Raw genomic sequence first — 17,549 nt, 5'->3', positions numbered from 1 at the left:
TACGCAAGATTACACGCCTGGGTTGAAAAAAACGGATATGAAAGACAATTAGATAAATGGCATTTAGAAAGGTATCATAGTTGGAATAATAAAGATAATCTAATTATTGGATACTGTTACAGAATCTTAAACTCTAAAAAGTAAGTGAAGCCAATCATGAGAACTCGCTAATTTTCTGCGAGCTCTCACGTTTAATTCGTCATTCAACAATATCCAGTAGATCTATGCCAACTTAAGGCTTTTAGAATCCCTTGAATTTTTTTTGATAACCGAGACTATACATAAAGATGAAAAAAGAGAGAAATAAAATAGGTGATGATACATAGAGAGGAATGATCCGCATAATCCCAAACAGCTGCAGGGATATGGAAAATAAAACTAATAAGATTAAACTGCTAATATAAATTTTTTTCATAGAAATCACCCTTTAATACATAGTATAAATAGTACTGATTTCTAAAGAATATGGCAGAGGATAAGCAAGTATGCAGAAAAAATGACAGAAATGTGAATAAATGAACAAAGTACTTGCATATGTGTTAAGAATTTGTTATATTACTATTGTGAAGTTGATCACTAGCAAACATTTACCCCTTTGTTTGACCGTGAAAAATTTCTCCCATCCCCTTTGTTCGTATGAAGAATAAGACTCTGTCCGATTACAGAGTCTTATTCTTATTTATACGGAAAAATATTATAGAATAATAATAATGGCGGTTTTTAATCGTTTTCTGCATATCTCCAATACGTTATGTTGGATGATGGTATCCTCTCAACTGTGCGCTTCAAGAGTAATTTTTTCATTTCCCTTTCAACTTCCTGTATATCCATTCGGTAAATAAACGTAATCTCATGAGTATTAATAATTTGAAAATCCTTAATACAGTCCTCTAAAGAGGGGAGTAACTGTGCTTTAGGCGGAAATCCCAACATCTCCTCAAGTATTTGAACATAAACTTCATAAGGGTAAGCTCCTGATACCTTTATACCTTCATCTTCCATCTTTTGATTAAAAAAGACCAGGCTAGGCAGATCAGTGACATCCATTTCTGAAGAGATTTTTAAATCACATTGAAAAGCTTTTATGGCACTTTCTGAATTCATATCACGTGAAAACTCATCACAATCTATCTTGGCTTTATGAGCGCAGGCTAACAATGTATGCCAATTTGATACACTTTTTTGATCAAGAAATAAAGCCTCCTGGATTTTCTTGAAAAAACGATATCCAGCCTTTTTTCCTTGCATTTCTGCAGCTTTAATCGCGATTGGGGTGATATATAACGAGTTTTCGGGATCGCTGATCCAAATATTATCATCACAGGAAATACCAGACCTGTTTGCAGCAGAAAGAAATGAGGGATGTGGGTGTTTAGCATTTGGATGCTTTCTTTCCACTTTTTTGCTAAACACATACTTTAGAGCAAAGTAATGCCCATATTCTAATTTCAGTCGTTTTATAATTCGTTCCAGCTCAAAGCAAATTGAACAAGTAGGATCTATAAATAAATAGATTTCTAATGGTTTTTCCAAGGGTTTAAAATATTGATGGACAGACAGCCAATCCTGCCATTTTGGAATTGAAGAGTCATGCTTATTCATAACTATCACCTTTTTGCTGGATATCGTTTGTATTTATCATATGCTCAGCTGTTAAAGTAAGTCTGTTCAGAAGATACTCTCTTAAAGGAGAATCTAACTGAATACTTTCCATAGCCTTCTCCATACAGCTCAGCCAGGCTTTTGCACGCATAGGTGTAATTTCAAAAGCAAGATGTCTTGCTCTTAGCATGGGATGCCCATGTTCCTCAGTATACAAAGAAGGTCCGCCAAGAAACTGAGTAAGAAACTGTTTCTGTTTACGGGCTGTCTCTGTAAGATCATCTGGAAAAATAGGAGCTAGCAGCGGATGCGAACCCACATGATCATAAAATGCATCTATTAATTCAGATAACCGCTCTTTCCCTAATGCATCATATGGAGTTGGATTTTCTGCCATACATTATTCTCCCTCCATGAGTTGATAAGAATAATTTTAACAAGCAAAACTTGAATTATCCAATATACTGCTTTTTTTCCTGATTTTATAAAATATTGAGAGGTGGATGCTGGGAGATAAGCTTATTAGAAGGTTATTGATTGAGCTTCAAATTGTTTATAGAAGGGGAAATAAAAAACTGTTCATTTTATGAACAGTTTTGCAGGTTTGGTTATTATTTTATGCGTAATAGGAAGCCATGACTTTATTTACATAGTTCTGCGTTTCTTTAAAAGGCGGTACTCCACCATATTTATCAACATTTCCTGGACCTGCATTATAAGAAGCTAAGGTCAATTCGATATTTCCATTATATTTAGTCATCATGGATTTAAGATATTTAGTTCCACCCATAATATTATCATAGGGATCCATAATATTGTTTACACCAAGAGATGAAGCCGTTTTGGGCATTAGCTGCATCAAGCCTGATGCCCCGGCTGAGCTAATGGCATTTGAATTATAGCCGCTTTCCTGCTGTATGACGGATCTTATTAATTTTTCAGGAACATGATATTTAGTGGAAGCTTCTTTTATAATGTCATCGTAATCCGTATTCTGATTCATACTTACTTTACTATTAGTTGATTGATTAGTAATTGGGACAGGATTGTACGCAATGGACGGAGAAGACGGAATGCTGCTGTTGATTATAGTTGCCAATGTACCTAATCCTGGATTGGCAGCAAGTGCATTATTCGTAGGATGGCTGACGGATGTAAGAACTTCATTCAGCATAGCCTGAAATAAATTGGCAGAAGAAGGTGCCTGAGTTACAGTATTAGTATCTGTTGGTCTCAGGGATCCGAGAGCTTGAAGTTGAATAATCGTATTTATGTCTCCTACGTTCATTATGTTCACTCCTCAATATGGTTTAAAATCATTTGATTATAAAAACGTTGAACTTTATTTTCAGTTGGACGAACCGGAATGCCAGCTTCTGATAAAAGCTGATCAAACTCTTTCTTTCCTTGATCAAAGTTGTCTACTTCAAATTCTACCTCATAATCCTCTATTTGGAAATAGGAGCTATTATCTAAAACGAGCAGGCCGCTCTTAAAAGGAAGCTCAACCCGTTTTGTTGTCAAGGTACCAAAATAACGAATTTCTTGTGGGTTGATTTTTAGATTTTTTATTCTTTCCGAGATTTTGCTATCAGGGATACCACCATCTTTTATGATTTTATTAGCTGTATCAGGATCTATATCCCAGTTGGTTTCCAGTAAGCCTTTTTGATTTTCAAGAGGCTGTTTAAGGGTCATCTCATAGGATGAATTTTTTTCACGTATGCGTAGTGCTGAGGTATATTTTTTTAAATCAAACGTAGCTGTGTCAAAGTAATGATTTTTTTGTACTGTAAAATGCTCGGGCTTTATTTTGAAACGTTGCATGAGGTGGTTAAATTCCTCAAATGTCAGCAAATTTTTGAATTCAATTTCGATTTGTTCGCTCATATGTACATCCTCCATGATAAACTTATGTATAACTATTATGGCTTTTTCATTAGATAACATCAATCTTAGATATCCGTATAATCTTTGTGTTAAAATGGGTTTGAGCAATTTAGGGTAATAATTAGTACTAAATGTATTCATTAGCATGGTTGAATAATGATGATCAATTCATAAAATACATACTAATACATGATAATGTAATGTCTTCGATTCTGAATTTTCCCTTGCTCTCAATAACAAGATATTGAAAAGTATTTCAGGTGGTGGAATCCATGAGTAGAAAATGGGATGAATTTTTAGCCCCCTATAAACAGGCGGTTGATGAGTTAAAGATCAAATTAAGGGGTATAAGAACCCAATGTGACTTAGAAAAAGAACATTCACCAATAGAGTTTGTTACAGGACGCGTTAAACCGATCGCAAGTATCCTGGATAAGGCTTATCAAAAGCAAATTCCTGAGGAAAGACTTGAACTGGAATTACAGGATATAGCAGGTCTTCGAATTATGTGCCAATTTGTGGATGATATAAAACAGGTCGTTATGCTGTTACGACAAAGAACTGACTTCGTAATTATTGAAGAAAGAGACTATATTACAAATAAAAAAGCAAGTGGATACCGTTCGTATCATGTAGTTATTGAATATCCGGTTCAAACGATTCACGGAGAGAAAAAAATATTAGCGGAGATACAAATTCGTACCCTTGCCATGAATTTCTGGGCTACGATAGAGCATTCACTTAATTATAAATATAACGGACAATTCCCGGAAACATTACGCAATCGCTTAGAGAGATTAGCTGAAGCAGCTTTCCATATGGATGAAGAAATGACACAGATCAAAATGGAAATCCAGGAAGCACAGCAATATGTCTTTAAGAAGAGGGGGAAATAACACTTTACAGGTGGGGATTATGATGAAATATGCAGTTACGTCTAAAGGAGATACCAAATCCAATCATTTTATGGAGCAAGTGAAGGATCAATTGGATAATCTGGGTGTTATTTATGATGAGGATCAACCTGATGTAGTTATATCTGTCGGCGGTGATGGAACATTGTTATATGCCTTTCATCGTTATAGCTCACGTCTTGATAAAACAGCATTTATAGGTGTACATACAGGTCATTTGGGTTTTTACGCTGACTGGAGGCCTGAGGAGATTACAAAGCTTGCCAATGCTATAGCTAAGACGCCTTACCAAACTGTTGAGTATCCATTACTGGAGGTTACGGTTCGTTACAGTCACGGTGGCAGAGAGTCAAAATATTTAGCCTTGAATGAATCAACTGTTAAAAGTGTGGGGAGCACATTGGTGATGGACGTAGAAATAAGAGGGCAATCCTTCGAGAGGTTTAGAGGGGACGGTTTGTGCGTATCAACTCCTTCAGGCAGTACTGCGTATAATAAAGCCCTTGGCGGTGCGATTATTCATCCTTCCATCCCTGCTGTGCAATTGACGGAAATGGCTTCCATCAATAATAGAGTGTTCCGTACTATTGGTTCTCCTTTAATACTGCCAGCTCATCATACCTGTATGATGAAACCAGTAACAAATGATGACTTTCAAATTACCATTGACCATTTAAGTCTTTTGCATAAAGAGGTAAGGTCCATACAATTCAGAGTGGCAGATGAACGAATCCGTTTTGCTCGTTTTAGACCTTTCCCATTTTGGAAAAGAGTTCGTGATTCTTTTGTTACAGAATAAAAAGAAGGTTATAGTAGGTGTCCTAAAAGAATGCAGTTTGTCTTTTGGGCACCTTTTTTACTGAATAAATAATCCTTTAGCTTAAAAAGCTAGCTATAAATATGAATGATGAAAAGGAAGGTCTCCATGGTGAAGCCATTTACATTAGAGTGGACAGTAGAAAATCAGGAAAGCGATAAAATTTTGAGAGAATATTTGTCTGATAAAAAAATATCAAAATCAGCGTTGGCAGATATTAAATTTAAGGGTGGTCATATCTTAGTTAATCAGCAAGAAGTTACAGTACGATACATATTGAAGACTGGTGATCAGGTTACTGTAATCTTCCCGAAAGAGGTGGGAAGTGAGCAGCTGATAGGTGAGAAGATACCACTGTCTATTGTCTTTGAGGATGACTATGTAATGGTCGTCGAAAAACCGGCCGGTATGTCTACAATTCCGTCAAGAGAGCATCCAGCCGGGAGCTTAGCCAATGCAATCATTGGCCATTATGAACAAATTGGCCATTCAGCGACTGTTCATATTGTCACAAGATTGGATCGGGATACGTCTGGCTTGGTCTTAATAGCCAAGCATCGGCATATACACCATTTATTAAGTTTGTCAAAATCTATAAAAACAGTGGAAAGAAAATATAAAGCAATCGTAACCGGTGTGATGACACCCCTGGCTGGAAAAGTGGAAGAACCTATTGGTCGTATGGATACCAGCATTATTAAACGTGAGGTACGGGAAGATGGCCAATATGCATGTACGGAATATAAAACGCTGCACTCGCTTGAGCGGTTTTCACTTGTGGAATTAACGCTGAAAACTGGAAGAACACATCAAATACGAGTACATATGGCACATTTGGGACATCCATTATTAGGTGATGATTTATATGGGGGAAGCAGAGAACTGATTAAGCGGCAGGCCCTACATTGTTATTCGTTGAAATTTCTGCATCCAATAACGGAAAAAGAACTCTCATTTGAGAGTGAATTACCAGAAGATATGATGCAATTAATAGAGGGCTTAAAATAGTGTATATGGAATTTGAGCAGGAATAGTTGATCTTTTAAAGTCGAAAATTAAAAGGAGTATTGTATAAATAGACTGTGGATTATTGACCTATGTAATGAGTACTTCAGGATCGAGGATAATCCGATTTTTTCAACAAAAGTTTTCTTGGAAAATAAAAAGGTGCTGAATGTCGCACAATAGGACCTATCAGACACCTTTAATCATTAGAATTAACTTTCATACGTATGAAATTTTTCTGGAACCAGCGGCTGAGATGAGGTTACCGAGAAAAGGGTCATATCAGGGTAACGCAAAGCAGTTAATTTCCCTCCAAATACAGCTCCCGTATCGATATTGTACGTATTATTTTTAATTCTTGGTTCGCGGACAGGTGTATGCCCATAGACAATAATCGGATCACCCGGATGTCGAAGTGCCCAATCTCTTCGTTCTGGTCTTCCATCCGGCAGTGTTTTTCCGGTTATATCCCCATATAAAACAAATGTTTTAACACCCTTATGTGTTGCTCCAATGAATTCTTTTTTAATACCGGCATGCGCAAGGACAAGCTTTCCTTGATCTAAGACAAGATAAAGAGGAGCTGACTCGTATAATTGCATAAAATGATCGCGCACCATCTTTCTTTCTGGTTTAGATAAAGCCTCAAGTTCAGCAATCGTTGTCTCTAAGCCATGTACAGCCTTTACTTTATTGCCTAGGAAATAACGATATAATTTATTGCAATGATTACCCGGTATATATAAGGCAGTTTTCCGTTGTATGGTTAATGTCCATACAAGGTTGATCATCTCTATAGAATTAGGGCCTCGATCAGTAATATCGCCTATAAAGACAGGGGTATTTCCGTTTGGATGGACAGGAATATTATCCTCATCAAATTGATAACCCAGTTTGTGGAATAATTCGATACATTCCCCATAACAACCATGTACATCGCCTATACAATCATAGATCATTTGAATCACTTCCTTCTATTACCTCTATATTACCCTTTTTTAAAGGGTTTCAATTATATCTATTTAGGAAATTGTAAAGGGTATGATAGATACGCCTTAGACGACATAAAAAAAGGTATGGTGACCTCCAAAATGGAAATTCAGGAAAGCAAGCAAAGAGATTTACTGCGTTTATTAAAAGATGAGAACCTCCGACAGTTTCGGATTTTATTTTTAGATATTCACCCCTATGATCAGGCAAAATTTTATGCAAATTTAGAAGAAAAAGATCGAGCAACTGTTCATCATTTTCTCTCACCAGATGAAATGGCAGAGCTAATCGGAAATCTAGCTTATGAATATGAAGAAGAGGTCGTAGAGAGAATTTTAGCAGAAATGGATCCTCGATATGCCGCTTCCATTTTAGCTGAAATGCATACGGATGATGCTGTCGATTTGCTCAGTAATTTGGATAAGGAACAAATAATCAGTTATTTGTCTTTAATGGATGAGGAACAATCGCAAAATATTATGCATTTGCTTCACTATGAGGAATCAACTGCAGGAAGTATCATGACGACTGAATTTATAAGTATTGCAGAAAATCAAACAGTAGGATCTGCCATGAAACTAGTGAGGAAGGAAGCTCAGGATGCTGAATTAATTTATTATATTTATGTTATGGACGATAAGCATAAATTAACAGGGGTACTATCCCTGCGAGATTTGATCGTAGCAGATGATGATACAATGGTCTTTGAATTAATGAACAGTCAGGTTTATTCGGTGAAAGTAAGCGATGATCAGGAAGAAGTAGCTCGAAAAATGAGAGACTATGATTTTATTGCTATGCCGGTTGTTGATTTTCAGCATCATCTGGTTGGCATTATAACATTTGACGATATGATTGATGTTATGTATGAAATAGCTTCCGATGATTATTCCAAATTAGCAGGGGTATCCGATATGGAATACATAGACAAAAGTCCATTTTCATCTGCCCGTAAAAGACTCCCATGGTTGATTATATTATTATTTTTAGGCATGATTACCGCTAATTTAATCGGTCAATTTGAAGAAACTTTATCTAAAAAGGCAATTCTGGCGGTGTTCATCCCCTTAATTGCAGGTATGGCCGGGAATACAGGTACACAAAGCTTGGCTGTTATTGTTAGAGGGATTGCTACAGGACAGATTGAGGATGAGAATAAGCTAAAACTCCTTTGGCGTGAAGCAGGAACAGGACTTATAACCGGGATATCATGTGGAATCGTGGTTACCATTATCGTTTATGTTTGGAAAGGTGAACTAATTCTAGCCGCTCTTGTTGGCATTTCAATACTGGTAACATTAATTGTCGCTACATTAGCAGGAAGCCTTGTGCCTTTATTGATGCATAAAATGAATATTGACCCTGCCGTCGCTTCGGGACCATTTATCACAACCATTAATGACTTAATCAGTATTCTTATTTACTTTGGAATGGCTACTCTCTTTATGAGTTATCTCACGTGATATATTTTGCTGAAAAAACAGAAAATGGTTGCGATTCTTCTTTACTTAGTTTAAATTAGTAGTAGGTACTAATAACTTGTGTTAATTATTTAAGGAGGAATCCTTCCTATGAACTTAAGTATGGATGGGAAAACCATTGTTGTAATGGGTGTGGCAAATAAAAGAAGTATAGCTTGGGGTATAGCTAATTCACTTTACCAGGCTGGTGCTAGATTAATTTTTACATATGCAGGGGAACGGATGGAAAAGAGTGTTTATGACCTTGTAAACAGCTTAGAGGGTGGATCAGAGACCTTCGTCCTGCCATGTGATGTTACAAAAGATGAAGAAATCGATGGATGTTTTGCTACGATAAGAGAAAAATATGGGAAGATAGACGGAATCGCACACTGTATTGCTTTTGCTAATAAGGAAGAGCTCAAAGGTGAGTATATGAACACGACGAGGGATGGCTTCCTATTAGCCCAAAATATTAGCTCTTATTCATTAACTGCTGTTGCTAAAGCAGCAAAAGAAATCCTGAATGAAGGGGCTAGTATCGTAACACTTACTTATCTTGGCGGTGAACGAGTAGTCCAAAACTATAATGTCATGGGTGTTGCCAAGGCCTCACTTGAAGCAAGCGTGAAATATTTGGCTAATGATCTTGGACCTAACGGTGTAAGGGTAAACTCTATTTCCGCAGGAGCCATCAGAACCTTATCGGCCAAAGGTGTAGGCGATTTTAATGAAATTCGAAAAGTATTTGAAGAGCGTGCACCGTTGCGCAGACAAGTAACCCAGGAGGAAGTGGGAGACACAGCCCTATTCCTGTTCAGTCCATTGTCCCGTGGAATTACGGGAGAAAATATCCATGTGGATTCAGGGTATCATATTTTAAGCTTATAAATAAAAAAGGACTCTCTATTGCAAGGCGGCTATGATGGCCGTTTTGTAAATAGAGAGTCTTTTGTTTTTTAATGAAAAGTGTAACTGCGTAAATAGGCCAAATTATCACTTGAATCCTGTGGAACTGTTCCCCCTTCCTTATTGTGTTAAGCTCCAATATTATTCTCCTATATTACAAAAATGTTATAAATTTCTAAAAAATGATGGTCAATTGGGAAAAGCTGTGACATAATAAATCATAATATTTTAAATATTTTAATAAATTACATAATAATATTACGCAGGAGGGAATGGCTTGGATGACACTGTGGTTTTAGATGTAAACCAATTAACCGTTTCTTTTATGGATGATGGAAAATTGGTTCCTGCAGTAGAGAATATCGATTTCCAGCTTCATAAAGGAGAAATTCTTGGTATTGTTGGTGAATCAGGAAGTGGGAAGAGTTTGACCTCTTTATCCATTATGGGACTGCTTCCACAACCACCGGCTATTGTTGATCCCCAGGCAATCATTAATTTTGAGGGAGACAATTTATTAAAAAAATCCGAATCAAAAATGAGAAAAATTCGCGGGGATCGGATATCTATGATCTTTCAGGAACCGATGACTTCTCTTAATCCTTTGTTTACAATCGGCCAACAAATGATTGAAGCATACAGGCTGCATAGAAACAGTAATAAAGTTAAGGCGCGTACTGAATGTATGGAAATGTTAAAGCAGGTAGGGCTGCCTCGGGCTGCTGATTTAATGAAAAATTATCCACATGAGTTATCAGGCGGTATGAGACAGAGGGTTATGATTGCGATGGCCATGGTTTGCAAACCAAACATTTTGATTGCAGATGAACCGACTACGGCACTTGATGTCACCATTCAAGCCCAAATTCTTAAGTTGATGAAAGATTTAAACAATCAAACTGAAACATCAATCATCCTTATTACACATGATCTTGGAGTGGTGGCTGAAATATGCGATCGCGTTCTTGTCATGTACGCAGGAAAAATTGTTGAGAAAGGAACGGTCAGGGATATATTTAAAAATCCTAAACATCCATACACAAAAGGATTACTGAAATCCGTACCTGACATCCGGCAGAAAGACAGCAAATTATATTCTATTCCAGGTAATGTTCCAAAACCAGGAATGATTCAAACTGGCTGTGTATTTGCACCGCGTTGTGAATATGCCATGCCTGCCTGTGCCACAGTGACTCCGGATTTACAAAAGGTGTCTCCTCAGTATCAATGGGTAAGGTGCCTATTATATCAGGGACAGGAAGGAGGCATTCATCATGACGGAGCTGTTAAAAGTTGAAGGTCTGAAGAAGTTTTTCCCAATCAATGGGGGAGTTTTGAGCCGGAAGATTGGTGAAGTAAAAGCCGTTAATGATATTTCCTTTCATGTGAAAAAAGGAGAAACTCTTGGGATTGTTGGGGAGAGTGGCTGTGGAAAGTCAACAACCGGCAGATTATTAATGAGGTTGATTGACCCAACAGAAGGAAGCATTGTATTCGAGGATAAGGAAATCATGTCTATGTCTAAAAAGCAGCTTAGACAAGTGAGACGTGATATTCAAATGGTTTTTCAGGACCCGTATGCGTCGTTAAATCCGAGACATTCTGTCCAGCAAATATTAGAGGAACCTTTAATTGTTCATGGCATTGGCAATAAGAAGGAGCGGGCAAAAAGGGTAGCAGAAATGATAGATGTTGTGGGACTCAGTTCCTATCATTTAAAGCGTTATCCCCATCAATTCAGTGGCGGTCAGCGTCAGCGGATTGGCATTGCCAGAGCCCTCATGACAAAACCTAAATTAATTATTGCAGATGAGCCTGTGTCTGCGCTTGATGTTTCCATACAGGCCCAGGTATTAAACCTATTAAAGGATATCCAAAAAGAATTTGGACTTACTTATATTTTTATAGCCCATGACCTGGGGGTTGTCAGGCATATCAGTGATCGCGTTGGAGTCATGTATTTGGGGAGAATGGTAGAATTGTCGGGCAGCGAAGAGTTATACGAACACCCACTCCACCCGTACACACAAGCTTTATTGTCTTCGGTGCCAATACCAGACCCTGATATTAAACGTGAATCCATCATCTTAACGGGAGACATCCCAAGCGCATCCAATCCACCGAGCGGCTGTGCTTTCCATACTAGATGTCAGCATGCAATGGAAGTTTGTAAGACTATTAATCCAGTATACCAAGAAATAAAAGGGGATCATTATGCTGCATGTCATCTGCATGGTGAACATGACAGCAATGATAATAAACAAATATAAGAGGGGGTTTCATATGAAAAAGCTTTTATTGGCTATGGTCAGTGTTCTAATGCTAAGCGTTGTACTGGCAGCATGTAGTTCTGGCGACAAGGAGACTGAGGGTGGAGGCAGTGAAGAGAAAGGAAATACAAAGGATACACTTGTTTTTGGACGCGGCGGTGATTCTACTTCGTTAGATCCAATCACAACAACCGAAGGAGAGTCATTTAAAGTCACGATTAACATTTTTGATACACTGCTAACTTACGGTAAACAGGATACGACGCTGCAACCTGGATTGGCTGAAAAATGGGAGGCTTCTGATGATGGTCTTTCATATACGTTTACATTGAAAAAAGGCGTTAAGTTTCATGATGGTACTGATTTTAACGCAGAAGCAGTTGTATTCAACTTTAATAGATGGATGAATGGCGATGCTGATAAGTTTCCTTACTATAGCATGTTTGGCGGCTATAAAAAAGATGAAGGGCATGTCATTAAGGAAGTAAAAGCGGTTGATGAATCGACTGTTCAATTTACCTTGAAACGACCTCAGGCGACCTTCCTTAAAAATATAGCCATGAGCTGTTTTGGAATTGCCAGCCCTACTGCAGTTGAAAAAGATGGTGATAAGTTCCGGGAAAATCCAGTTGGTACCGGTCCGTATAAATTTAAAGAAAAAGCAAATGACAAAATCGTTATTGAAAAGAATGAAGATTATTATGTAGACGGAGAACCAAAATTAAAAACAATTATTTTCCGTACGATTCCTGATAACTCCGCACGTTTGAATTCATTAAAAATCGGTGAGATTGATGTGATGGACGGTGTAAACCCATCAGACCTTGAAACAATTAAAGGAGATGCAAATTTACAGGCTATTGAACGTCCTTCTATGAACGTTGGGTATCTTGGCTTTAATGTAACGAAAAAACCATTTGATAATCCAAAGGTCCGTCAAGCTTTAAGCCATGCCGTGGATAAGCAAGCTATCATTGATGCTTTCTATTTAGGAATGGCAAAACCAGCGAAAAATCCTCTGCCGGATTCAGTGGAAGGCTATAACGATGAAATTCAGGATTATGAATTTGATTTAGACAAAGCAAAAGAATTATTAAAAGAAGCTGGTTATCCAGATGGATTTACAATGGATCTTTGGGCTATGCCAGTTCCACGTCCATATATACCAGAAGGTAAGAAAATTGCAGAAGCGATTCAAGCCAATTTTGAAAAAATTGGCGTTAAGGCAGAAATTCAGACTGTAGAATGGGCAACATACCTTGAAAAAGCAACAAACGGTGAGTTCCCGGCCTATATGCTGGGTTGGACAGGTGATAATGGAGACCCTGATAACTTTATCTATACATTGCTTGATAAAGATTCAATCGGATCTAACAACTATTCCTATTACGCGAATGATAAGCTCCACGACATTTTAATTGAAGCGCAAACAATTGTTGATCAGGATAAACGGAATGAGCTATATAAACAGGCTCAAGAAATTATCCATGAAGATGCACCGTGGATTCCACTTGTTCACTCAACGCCTTTGTTGGCAGCATCAGCTGATTTAACAGGACTTGTTCCGCATCCGACCGGATCAGATATTTTGAAGAATGTAGAATTCAAGTAAAACTGTGTTAAGTAAGGGCGCCTTTACATGGATGATTCATATAGGGGCGCCTGTTTATTATGGAGGTGCATACAGATGTTTTCTTATACAATGAAAAGGATTCTGTCTGTTATACCGGTTCTGTTTGGAATGACGTTGATTGTATTTGCCATTGTCAGAGCCATTCCTGGAGATCCGGCACAGGTTATTTTAGGGCAAAGGGCAACCAAGGAGTCCATTGCTGTATTAACTCAGGAGCTTGGATTGGACAAAGCCTGGTATGTTCAATACATAGATTATATTAAGAATTTGTTTGCCGGTGATTTGGGTACATCCATTAGAACGAATGCAGAGATTACTAGTGAGATATGGCCGTATATTGCTGCTACGCTTGAATTAACGCTAGTTGCGATGATTATTGCCATCGTTATTGGTGTAAATGCCGGCATCATCAGTGCATGGTTTTCAAATTCCTGGTTTGATTATTTAGCCATGATCTTAGCGTTAATTGGAGTATCCATGCCTATTTTTTGGCTGGGGCTGATGGAGCAGTGGGCTTTTTCCCTTCAGCTGGGTTGGTTACCGACAACAGGACGTGAAGATATCAGAGATCCAATCAATGCGATAACTAATTTGTATTTGGTGGATACGCTGATACAAGGTGATTTCGACCAATTTTTTGTGGCCGTTAAGCATTTGATTATGCCCAGTATCGCTTTAGCAACTATTCCTATGGCGATCATTGCCAGGATGACAAGATCGACTATGCTTGAAGTTATGAAATCAGATTTTATTCGTACAGCACGTGCAAAAGGTGTCAGTATGTTTTGGGTGGTGTACAAGCACTCTTTAAAAAATGCATTTATTCCGGTTTTAACCGTTATAGGGCTGCAAACAGGATTACTTCTTGGAGGGGCCATTCTGACAGAAACCATTTTTGCTTGGCCGGGCATAGGACGTTATTTATATGAAGCAATCGGCTATCGCGATTATCCGGTTATTCAATCTGGCATTTTACTGATTGCCGCTGCTTTTGTGTTCATTAATTTAGTTGTCGACCTCCTTTATGCATTGGTCGATCCACGAATTAAATACTCCAAATAAAGGGTGGTGTAGACATTGGGGGAATTAGTACGAAATACAGAAGAAACACCATTGGTAATGGATGAAAAAGTGGTTTCTCCATGGGGGGAATCATGGGCTGCTTTTAAACGGAACCGTTTGGCAATGGTGGGTCTGGGGATTGTCTTATTCTTTATTTTATTAGCATTATTAGCTCCGATTATTGCTCCTTATGGATATAAGGAGGTTAGTTTAACAGACCGTTTAAAGCCGCCATCTGCTGAGCATTGGTTTGGAACAGATGACTTTGGGAGGGATATTCTTTCACGGATATTATATGGTGCGCGTATATCCTTATCCGTTGGATTTTTCTCTGTATTGGGTTCTGTCATTGTAGGTTCGATTATGGGGCTTGTAGCCGGATATTATGGCGGATGGATTGATACGATTATTTCAAGGTTCTTTGACATCCTCCTTGCCTTTCCAAGTATCTTATTGGCAATCGCGATTATTTCTATTTTAGGGCCATCTCTGCAAAATGCCCTGATTGCAATCGCTATTATAAATATTCCAAATTTTGGGAGGCTTATAAGATCAAGAGTACTAAGTGTGAAACAAGAGGAATATATTATGGCCGCCAACGCAATTGGTATGAAGGATTCAAGAATTCTCTTTCGTCATATCCTCCCGAACAGTATGACACCAATTATTGTTCAGGCAACATTGGCGATTGCAACAGCAATTATAGAAGCGGCAGCGCTTGGATTCCTTGGACTGGGAGCTCAGGCACCAACGCCTGAATGGGGAAAAATGCTAGCAGATTCGAAGGGTTTCTTAGTTCAGGCTCCCGGAACGCTCTTTTTTCCAGGGTTGGCTATCATGTTAACGGTCCTTGGATTTAATTTATTGGGTGATGGACTGAGAGATGCCCTTGATCCAAAAATGAAACAGCGTTAAATTAGAGTAAAAATAAGGTATGAACCGCCCCTCCGTGATTGTTAGAGGGAGCGGTTTTTTTGTGAAATTGACTGTGTGCAGGCAATGTCTAGATGACCTTCATTAGTAAAGCTTTCAACTGAGGGGTGCTCAGATATATCTACAGTCGTTTGCACATATATATATAGCAAATAGAAGGTTAAGGAGGTAATTTTTTGAGCCATAATGAGATCGATAGTGCACTGCCGGCAAATGCCTGGCTTGATAAGGAACAAATAATGAGACGATTGCGTGAAGAAGAAATAGTGGAAATTGATGACTTTTTTACAAATGCCGCGACTAAAGAATTGATGCATAAAATCAATCAGCAACAGGAATGGGAACAACATATTGCTGATAAAGAAAACTCACGTAAAGGACTTGAAGAGGGAGATAGTGATGATGCTTTGCAGCAGGCCCCTTTATTAAGCTTTGAGATAGAAAAGAAACAAATTACTGAATCACTGAAAGAACGGGAGCCAGATTTATTGGATGCAAGTGAAGCGAATGGAAAAACAAAGCGTAAACGTATAGAGGATATGACGAAGGAGGAATTAGTCACCTATCTCTCCAAAATGCCATCGCTCATGTCGAGCCCGGTGTGCGATTTTATAGTGGAAGATGGAAAGCGGCTGAGGGGAACAATTGAAAAAGTAAAGGGGGATTATGTTTATATTAAAGTTGCATTCGGAAAAAAGTGGATTAAATACACATTGCGGCAAATAAAAGAGATAAAAATAGTCCGTTTTTAAAATACTTCTGCATCGGATCTGGTTATCTGTATTAGACAAACCTAACCCTCCTACATACTTATACTATATGAGTCCTAATCAGGGAAGGAGGACCCCTTTTATGAAAATACAAAAACAAAAAGCAAGCCAAATCAAGAGAACGCCTTCGAAGCAAACGAAAAAAAACTGCGGATGTACAAAAAATAATAAAAAAGGTCGTTTACAACCGTAACCTGCTGATTACTCAGCAGGTTTTTTACTTTAGGTTGATTTGCAGCAATTAGTTTTATCCAAATAAAGTGGATAAAATGGTGTGTTTAACAAACAATACAGGATAATAATTTCAATATGTAACGAGGGGGTGAAGGTGCTATGAATAAGAGGATCTCTGTATTTTTAATTATAGCTATGTTTTTCACAATAGTAAGCGGATGTTCCGGTGACTCAAGCAGTAAAGAAGCCAGGATGTCACTTATTCAATCCGTGGATCAAGATCCCGTTTATCTTGGTGATCATTCAAAGGCACCATTAGAGGAAATAAAAAAGAGAGTAGCTTCCCATAAAGAGATCTACGATGTAGCAGTTGTCCAAAAGGATAAAGATATTTTGGTGGCGTACAAGGTTAAGCATATGCAACGCTTTCGAATGAAAAGTATCGAAAGTAAATTAGATAAGGAGTTAAAGAGTAACTTTAAATCCTTTAATTTCACTGTATCCAGTGATATGAAAATATTTCTTGAAACAGTCGAGTTAATTGTGAATGTGAAGGATAAAGGTTACTCCAAGAAAAAAGCTGGAAAATGGTTTGATAAAATAATGAAACTACAGAAGGATATGGCATAGGTAGGTGTACATATGGCAAATAAAAAGAATAAACAAACCCCTGAACAACAAAAATATAAAGAACTCGAACAAAAATATGAAACAAAACGTCCAGTTGTAAAGAATTGTATTAAGGCATTTTTTGTAGGCGGGCTATTTTGTCTTCTAGGACAAGCTATTACGTATATGTATATATTTTATTTTAATTTTACTGAGCAAACAGCCAGTAACCCAACTGTGGCAACGATGATATTTTTATCGATGTTATTAACAGGCTTTGGGGTTTACGATCGAATTGGTCAATTTGCTGGAGCGGGAAGTGCTGTTCCGGTTACGGGATTTGGTAATTCAGTCATTTCAGCAGCGATTGAGCATAGAACAGAAGGATTCGTGCTTGGGGTAGGAGGAAATATATTTAAATTGGCTGGAACTGTAATCCTATACGGTGTTTTTTCAGCATTTGTCGTTGCTTTAGTAAAGCAAATCTATCTAATGGTTATAGGAGGTTAAT

General features: G+C 37.9%; 19 protein-coding genes. 13 read left to right on the top strand and 6 right to left on the bottom strand.

The features are described 5' to 3' along the window. Positions 1 to 241: 241 nt before the first annotated feature. The 5 genes from AC4D4B_RS02260 to AC4D4B_RS02240 all read right to left on the bottom strand — a co-directional run bounded on the left by AC4D4B_RS02260 (position 242) and on the right by AC4D4B_RS02240 (position 3,492). Positions 242 to 415: a hypothetical protein gene (locus tag AC4D4B_RS02260; protein ID WP_490995427.1), complete on the bottom strand. Its 174-nt coding sequence runs from the start codon at positions 413 to 415 to the stop codon at positions 242 to 244. Between the two features lie 305 nt (positions 416 to 720). Next, positions 721 to 1,602 (bottom strand): ClpXP adapter SpxH family protein, encoded by an 882-nt coding sequence (locus AC4D4B_RS02255; RefSeq protein WP_490995426.1) that lies wholly within the window; start codon positions 1,600 to 1,602, stop codon positions 721 to 723. Next, complete coding sequence (locus AC4D4B_RS02250; RefSeq protein WP_490999076.1) at positions 1,595 to 1,999, bottom strand: globin domain-containing protein; 405 nt, start codon at positions 1,997 to 1,999, stop codon at positions 1,595 to 1,597. The genes AC4D4B_RS02255 and AC4D4B_RS02250 overlap by 8 nt, the downstream gene beginning before the upstream one ends. 219 nt (positions 2,000 to 2,218) lie before the next feature. Next, positions 2,219 to 2,890, bottom strand: coding sequence for a lytic transglycosylase domain-containing protein (locus AC4D4B_RS02245; protein ID WP_490995424.1), 672 nt, complete (start codon positions 2,888 to 2,890; stop codon positions 2,219 to 2,221). A 5-nt stretch (positions 2,891 to 2,895) separates the two neighbouring features. Continuing rightward, complete coding sequence (locus tag AC4D4B_RS02240) at positions 2,896 to 3,492, bottom strand: CYTH domain-containing protein (protein ID WP_490999075.1); 597 nt, start codon at positions 3,490 to 3,492, stop codon at positions 2,896 to 2,898. A gap of 272 nt (positions 3,493 to 3,764) precedes the next feature. Between AC4D4B_RS02240 and yjbM the strand changes: the two genes are divergently transcribed. From yjbM to AC4D4B_RS02225, 3 genes are all read left to right on the top strand, one after another. Continuing rightward, entirely contained in the window at positions 3,765 to 4,388 is a 624-nt protein-coding gene (gene yjbM, locus AC4D4B_RS02235) for a GTP diphosphokinase (protein WP_066101419.1), read from the top strand. 22 nt (positions 4,389 to 4,410) lie between these two features. After that, entirely contained in the window at positions 4,411 to 5,205 is a 795-nt protein-coding gene (locus AC4D4B_RS02230; protein WP_490999074.1) for an NAD kinase, read from the top strand. Between the two features lie 126 nt (positions 5,206 to 5,331). Further along, on the top strand, positions 5,332 to 6,231 hold the full coding sequence (locus AC4D4B_RS02225) for an RluA family pseudouridine synthase (protein WP_490995422.1): 900 nt from the start codon (positions 5,332 to 5,334) through the stop codon (positions 6,229 to 6,231). Between the two features lie 209 nt (positions 6,232 to 6,440). Here AC4D4B_RS02225 and prpE read toward each other — a convergent pair whose 3' ends face one another. Continuing rightward, on the bottom strand, positions 6,441 to 7,187 hold the full coding sequence (gene prpE, locus AC4D4B_RS02220; RefSeq protein ID WP_490999073.1) for a bis(5'-nucleosyl)-tetraphosphatase PrpE: 747 nt from the start codon (positions 7,185 to 7,187) through the stop codon (positions 6,441 to 6,443). Positions 7,188 to 7,319: 132 nt separating this feature from the next. Here prpE and mgtE point away from each other — a divergent pair, with 132 nt between their 5' ends. The 10 genes from mgtE to spoVAC all read left to right on the top strand — a co-directional run bounded on the left by mgtE (position 7,320) and on the right by spoVAC (position 17,548). Continuing rightward, on the top strand, positions 7,320 to 8,681 hold the full coding sequence (gene mgtE / locus AC4D4B_RS02215) for a magnesium transporter (protein ID WP_490995420.1): 1,362 nt from the start codon (positions 7,320 to 7,322) through the stop codon (positions 8,679 to 8,681). 108 nt (positions 8,682 to 8,789) lie between these two features. After that, the gene (gene fabI, locus AC4D4B_RS02210; RefSeq protein WP_490999072.1) at positions 8,790 to 9,569 is read left to right on the top strand and encodes an enoyl-ACP reductase FabI; all 780 of its coding nucleotides are present in this window, start codon (positions 8,790 to 8,792) and stop codon (positions 9,567 to 9,569) included. Positions 9,570 to 9,912: 343 nt separating this feature from the next. Next, on the top strand, positions 9,913 to 10,884 hold the full coding sequence (locus tag AC4D4B_RS02205; RefSeq protein WP_490999221.1) for an ABC transporter ATP-binding protein: 972 nt from the start codon (positions 9,913 to 9,915) through the stop codon (positions 10,882 to 10,884). After that, positions 10,862 to 11,857 carry an ABC transporter ATP-binding protein gene (locus AC4D4B_RS02200; protein ID WP_490995418.1) on the top strand — a complete coding sequence of 332 codons (996 nt, stop codon included), beginning with the start codon at positions 10,862 to 10,864 and terminating at the stop codon, positions 11,855 to 11,857. Before AC4D4B_RS02205 ends, AC4D4B_RS02200 begins: the two co-directional genes overlap by 23 nt. Positions 11,858 to 11,870: 13 nt before the next feature. After that, entirely contained in the window at positions 11,871 to 13,469 is a 1,599-nt protein-coding gene (locus AC4D4B_RS02195; protein ID WP_490999071.1) for an ABC transporter substrate-binding protein, read from the top strand. Between the two features lie 75 nt (positions 13,470 to 13,544). Continuing rightward, the gene (locus AC4D4B_RS02190) at positions 13,545 to 14,552 is read left to right on the top strand and encodes an ABC transporter permease (protein ID WP_490995416.1); all 1,008 of its coding nucleotides are present in this window, start codon (positions 13,545 to 13,547) and stop codon (positions 14,550 to 14,552) included. 57 nt (positions 14,553 to 14,609) lie between these two features. Beyond that, positions 14,610 to 15,467, top strand: coding sequence for a nickel transporter permease (gene nikC, locus AC4D4B_RS02185; RefSeq protein ID WP_066102359.1), 858 nt, complete (start codon positions 14,610 to 14,612; stop codon positions 15,465 to 15,467). A gap of 194 nt (positions 15,468 to 15,661) precedes the next feature. After that, positions 15,662 to 16,237, top strand: coding sequence for a hypothetical protein (locus AC4D4B_RS02180; RefSeq protein ID WP_490995415.1), 576 nt, complete (start codon positions 15,662 to 15,664; stop codon positions 16,235 to 16,237). Positions 16,238 to 16,588: 351 nt separating this feature from the next. Further along, positions 16,589 to 17,059 (top strand): sporulation protein, encoded by a 471-nt coding sequence (locus AC4D4B_RS02175; protein ID WP_490995414.1) that lies wholly within the window; start codon positions 16,589 to 16,591, stop codon positions 17,057 to 17,059. Between the two features lie 12 nt (positions 17,060 to 17,071). Continuing rightward, entirely contained in the window at positions 17,072 to 17,548 is a 477-nt protein-coding gene (spoVAC, locus tag AC4D4B_RS02170) for a stage V sporulation protein AC (RefSeq protein ID WP_490995413.1), read from the top strand. The last annotated feature ends 1 nt before the right edge of the window (position 17,549 follow it).

Source organism: Pradoshia sp. Z6_59 (assembly GCF_058267515.1).
This window is presented reverse-complemented; position numbering and strand designations above follow the sequence as displayed.

Coding starts and splice junctions, on each gene's coding strand:
- AC4D4B_RS02260 (WP_490995427.1), bottom strand. CDS start 415: ATGAAAAAAATTTATATTAGCAGTTTAATCTTATTAGTTTTATTTTCC.
- AC4D4B_RS02255 (WP_490995426.1), bottom strand. CDS start 1,602: ATGAATAAGCATGACTCTTCAATTCCAAAATGGCAGGATTGGCTGTCT.
- AC4D4B_RS02250 (WP_490999076.1), bottom strand. CDS start 1,999: ATGGCAGAAAATCCAACTCCATATGATGCATTAGGGAAAGAGCGGTTA.
- AC4D4B_RS02245 (WP_490995424.1), bottom strand. CDS start 2,890: ATGAACGTAGGAGACATAAATACGATTATTCAACTTCAAGCTCTCGGA.
- AC4D4B_RS02240 (WP_490999075.1), bottom strand. CDS start 3,492: ATGAGCGAACAAATCGAAATTGAATTCAAAAATTTGCTGACATTTGAG.
- yjbM (WP_066101419.1), top strand. CDS start 3,765: ATGAGTAGAAAATGGGATGAATTTTTAGCCCCCTATAAACAGGCGGTT.
- AC4D4B_RS02230 (WP_490999074.1), top strand. CDS start 4,411: ATGAAATATGCAGTTACGTCTAAAGGAGATACCAAATCCAATCATTTT.
- AC4D4B_RS02225 (WP_490995422.1), top strand. CDS start 5,332: ATGGTGAAGCCATTTACATTAGAGTGGACAGTAGAAAATCAGGAAAGC.
- prpE (WP_490999073.1), bottom strand. CDS start 7,187: ATGATCTATGATTGTATAGGCGATGTACATGGTTGTTATGGGGAATGT.
- mgtE (WP_490995420.1), top strand. CDS start 7,320: ATGGAAATTCAGGAAAGCAAGCAAAGAGATTTACTGCGTTTATTAAAA.
- fabI (WP_490999072.1), top strand. CDS start 8,790: ATGAACTTAAGTATGGATGGGAAAACCATTGTTGTAATGGGTGTGGCA.
- AC4D4B_RS02205 (WP_490999221.1), top strand. CDS start 9,913: ATGGATGATGGAAAATTGGTTCCTGCAGTAGAGAATATCGATTTCCAG.
- AC4D4B_RS02200 (WP_490995418.1), top strand. CDS start 10,862: ATGACGGAGCTGTTAAAAGTTGAAGGTCTGAAGAAGTTTTTCCCAATC.
- AC4D4B_RS02195 (WP_490999071.1), top strand. CDS start 11,871: ATGAAAAAGCTTTTATTGGCTATGGTCAGTGTTCTAATGCTAAGCGTT.
- AC4D4B_RS02190 (WP_490995416.1), top strand. CDS start 13,545: ATGTTTTCTTATACAATGAAAAGGATTCTGTCTGTTATACCGGTTCTG.
- nikC (WP_066102359.1), top strand. CDS start 14,610: ATGGATGAAAAAGTGGTTTCTCCATGGGGGGAATCATGGGCTGCTTTT.
- AC4D4B_RS02175 (WP_490995414.1), top strand. CDS start 16,589: ATGAATAAGAGGATCTCTGTATTTTTAATTATAGCTATGTTTTTCACA.
- spoVAC (WP_490995413.1), top strand. CDS start 17,072: ATGGCAAATAAAAAGAATAAACAAACCCCTGAACAACAAAAATATAAA.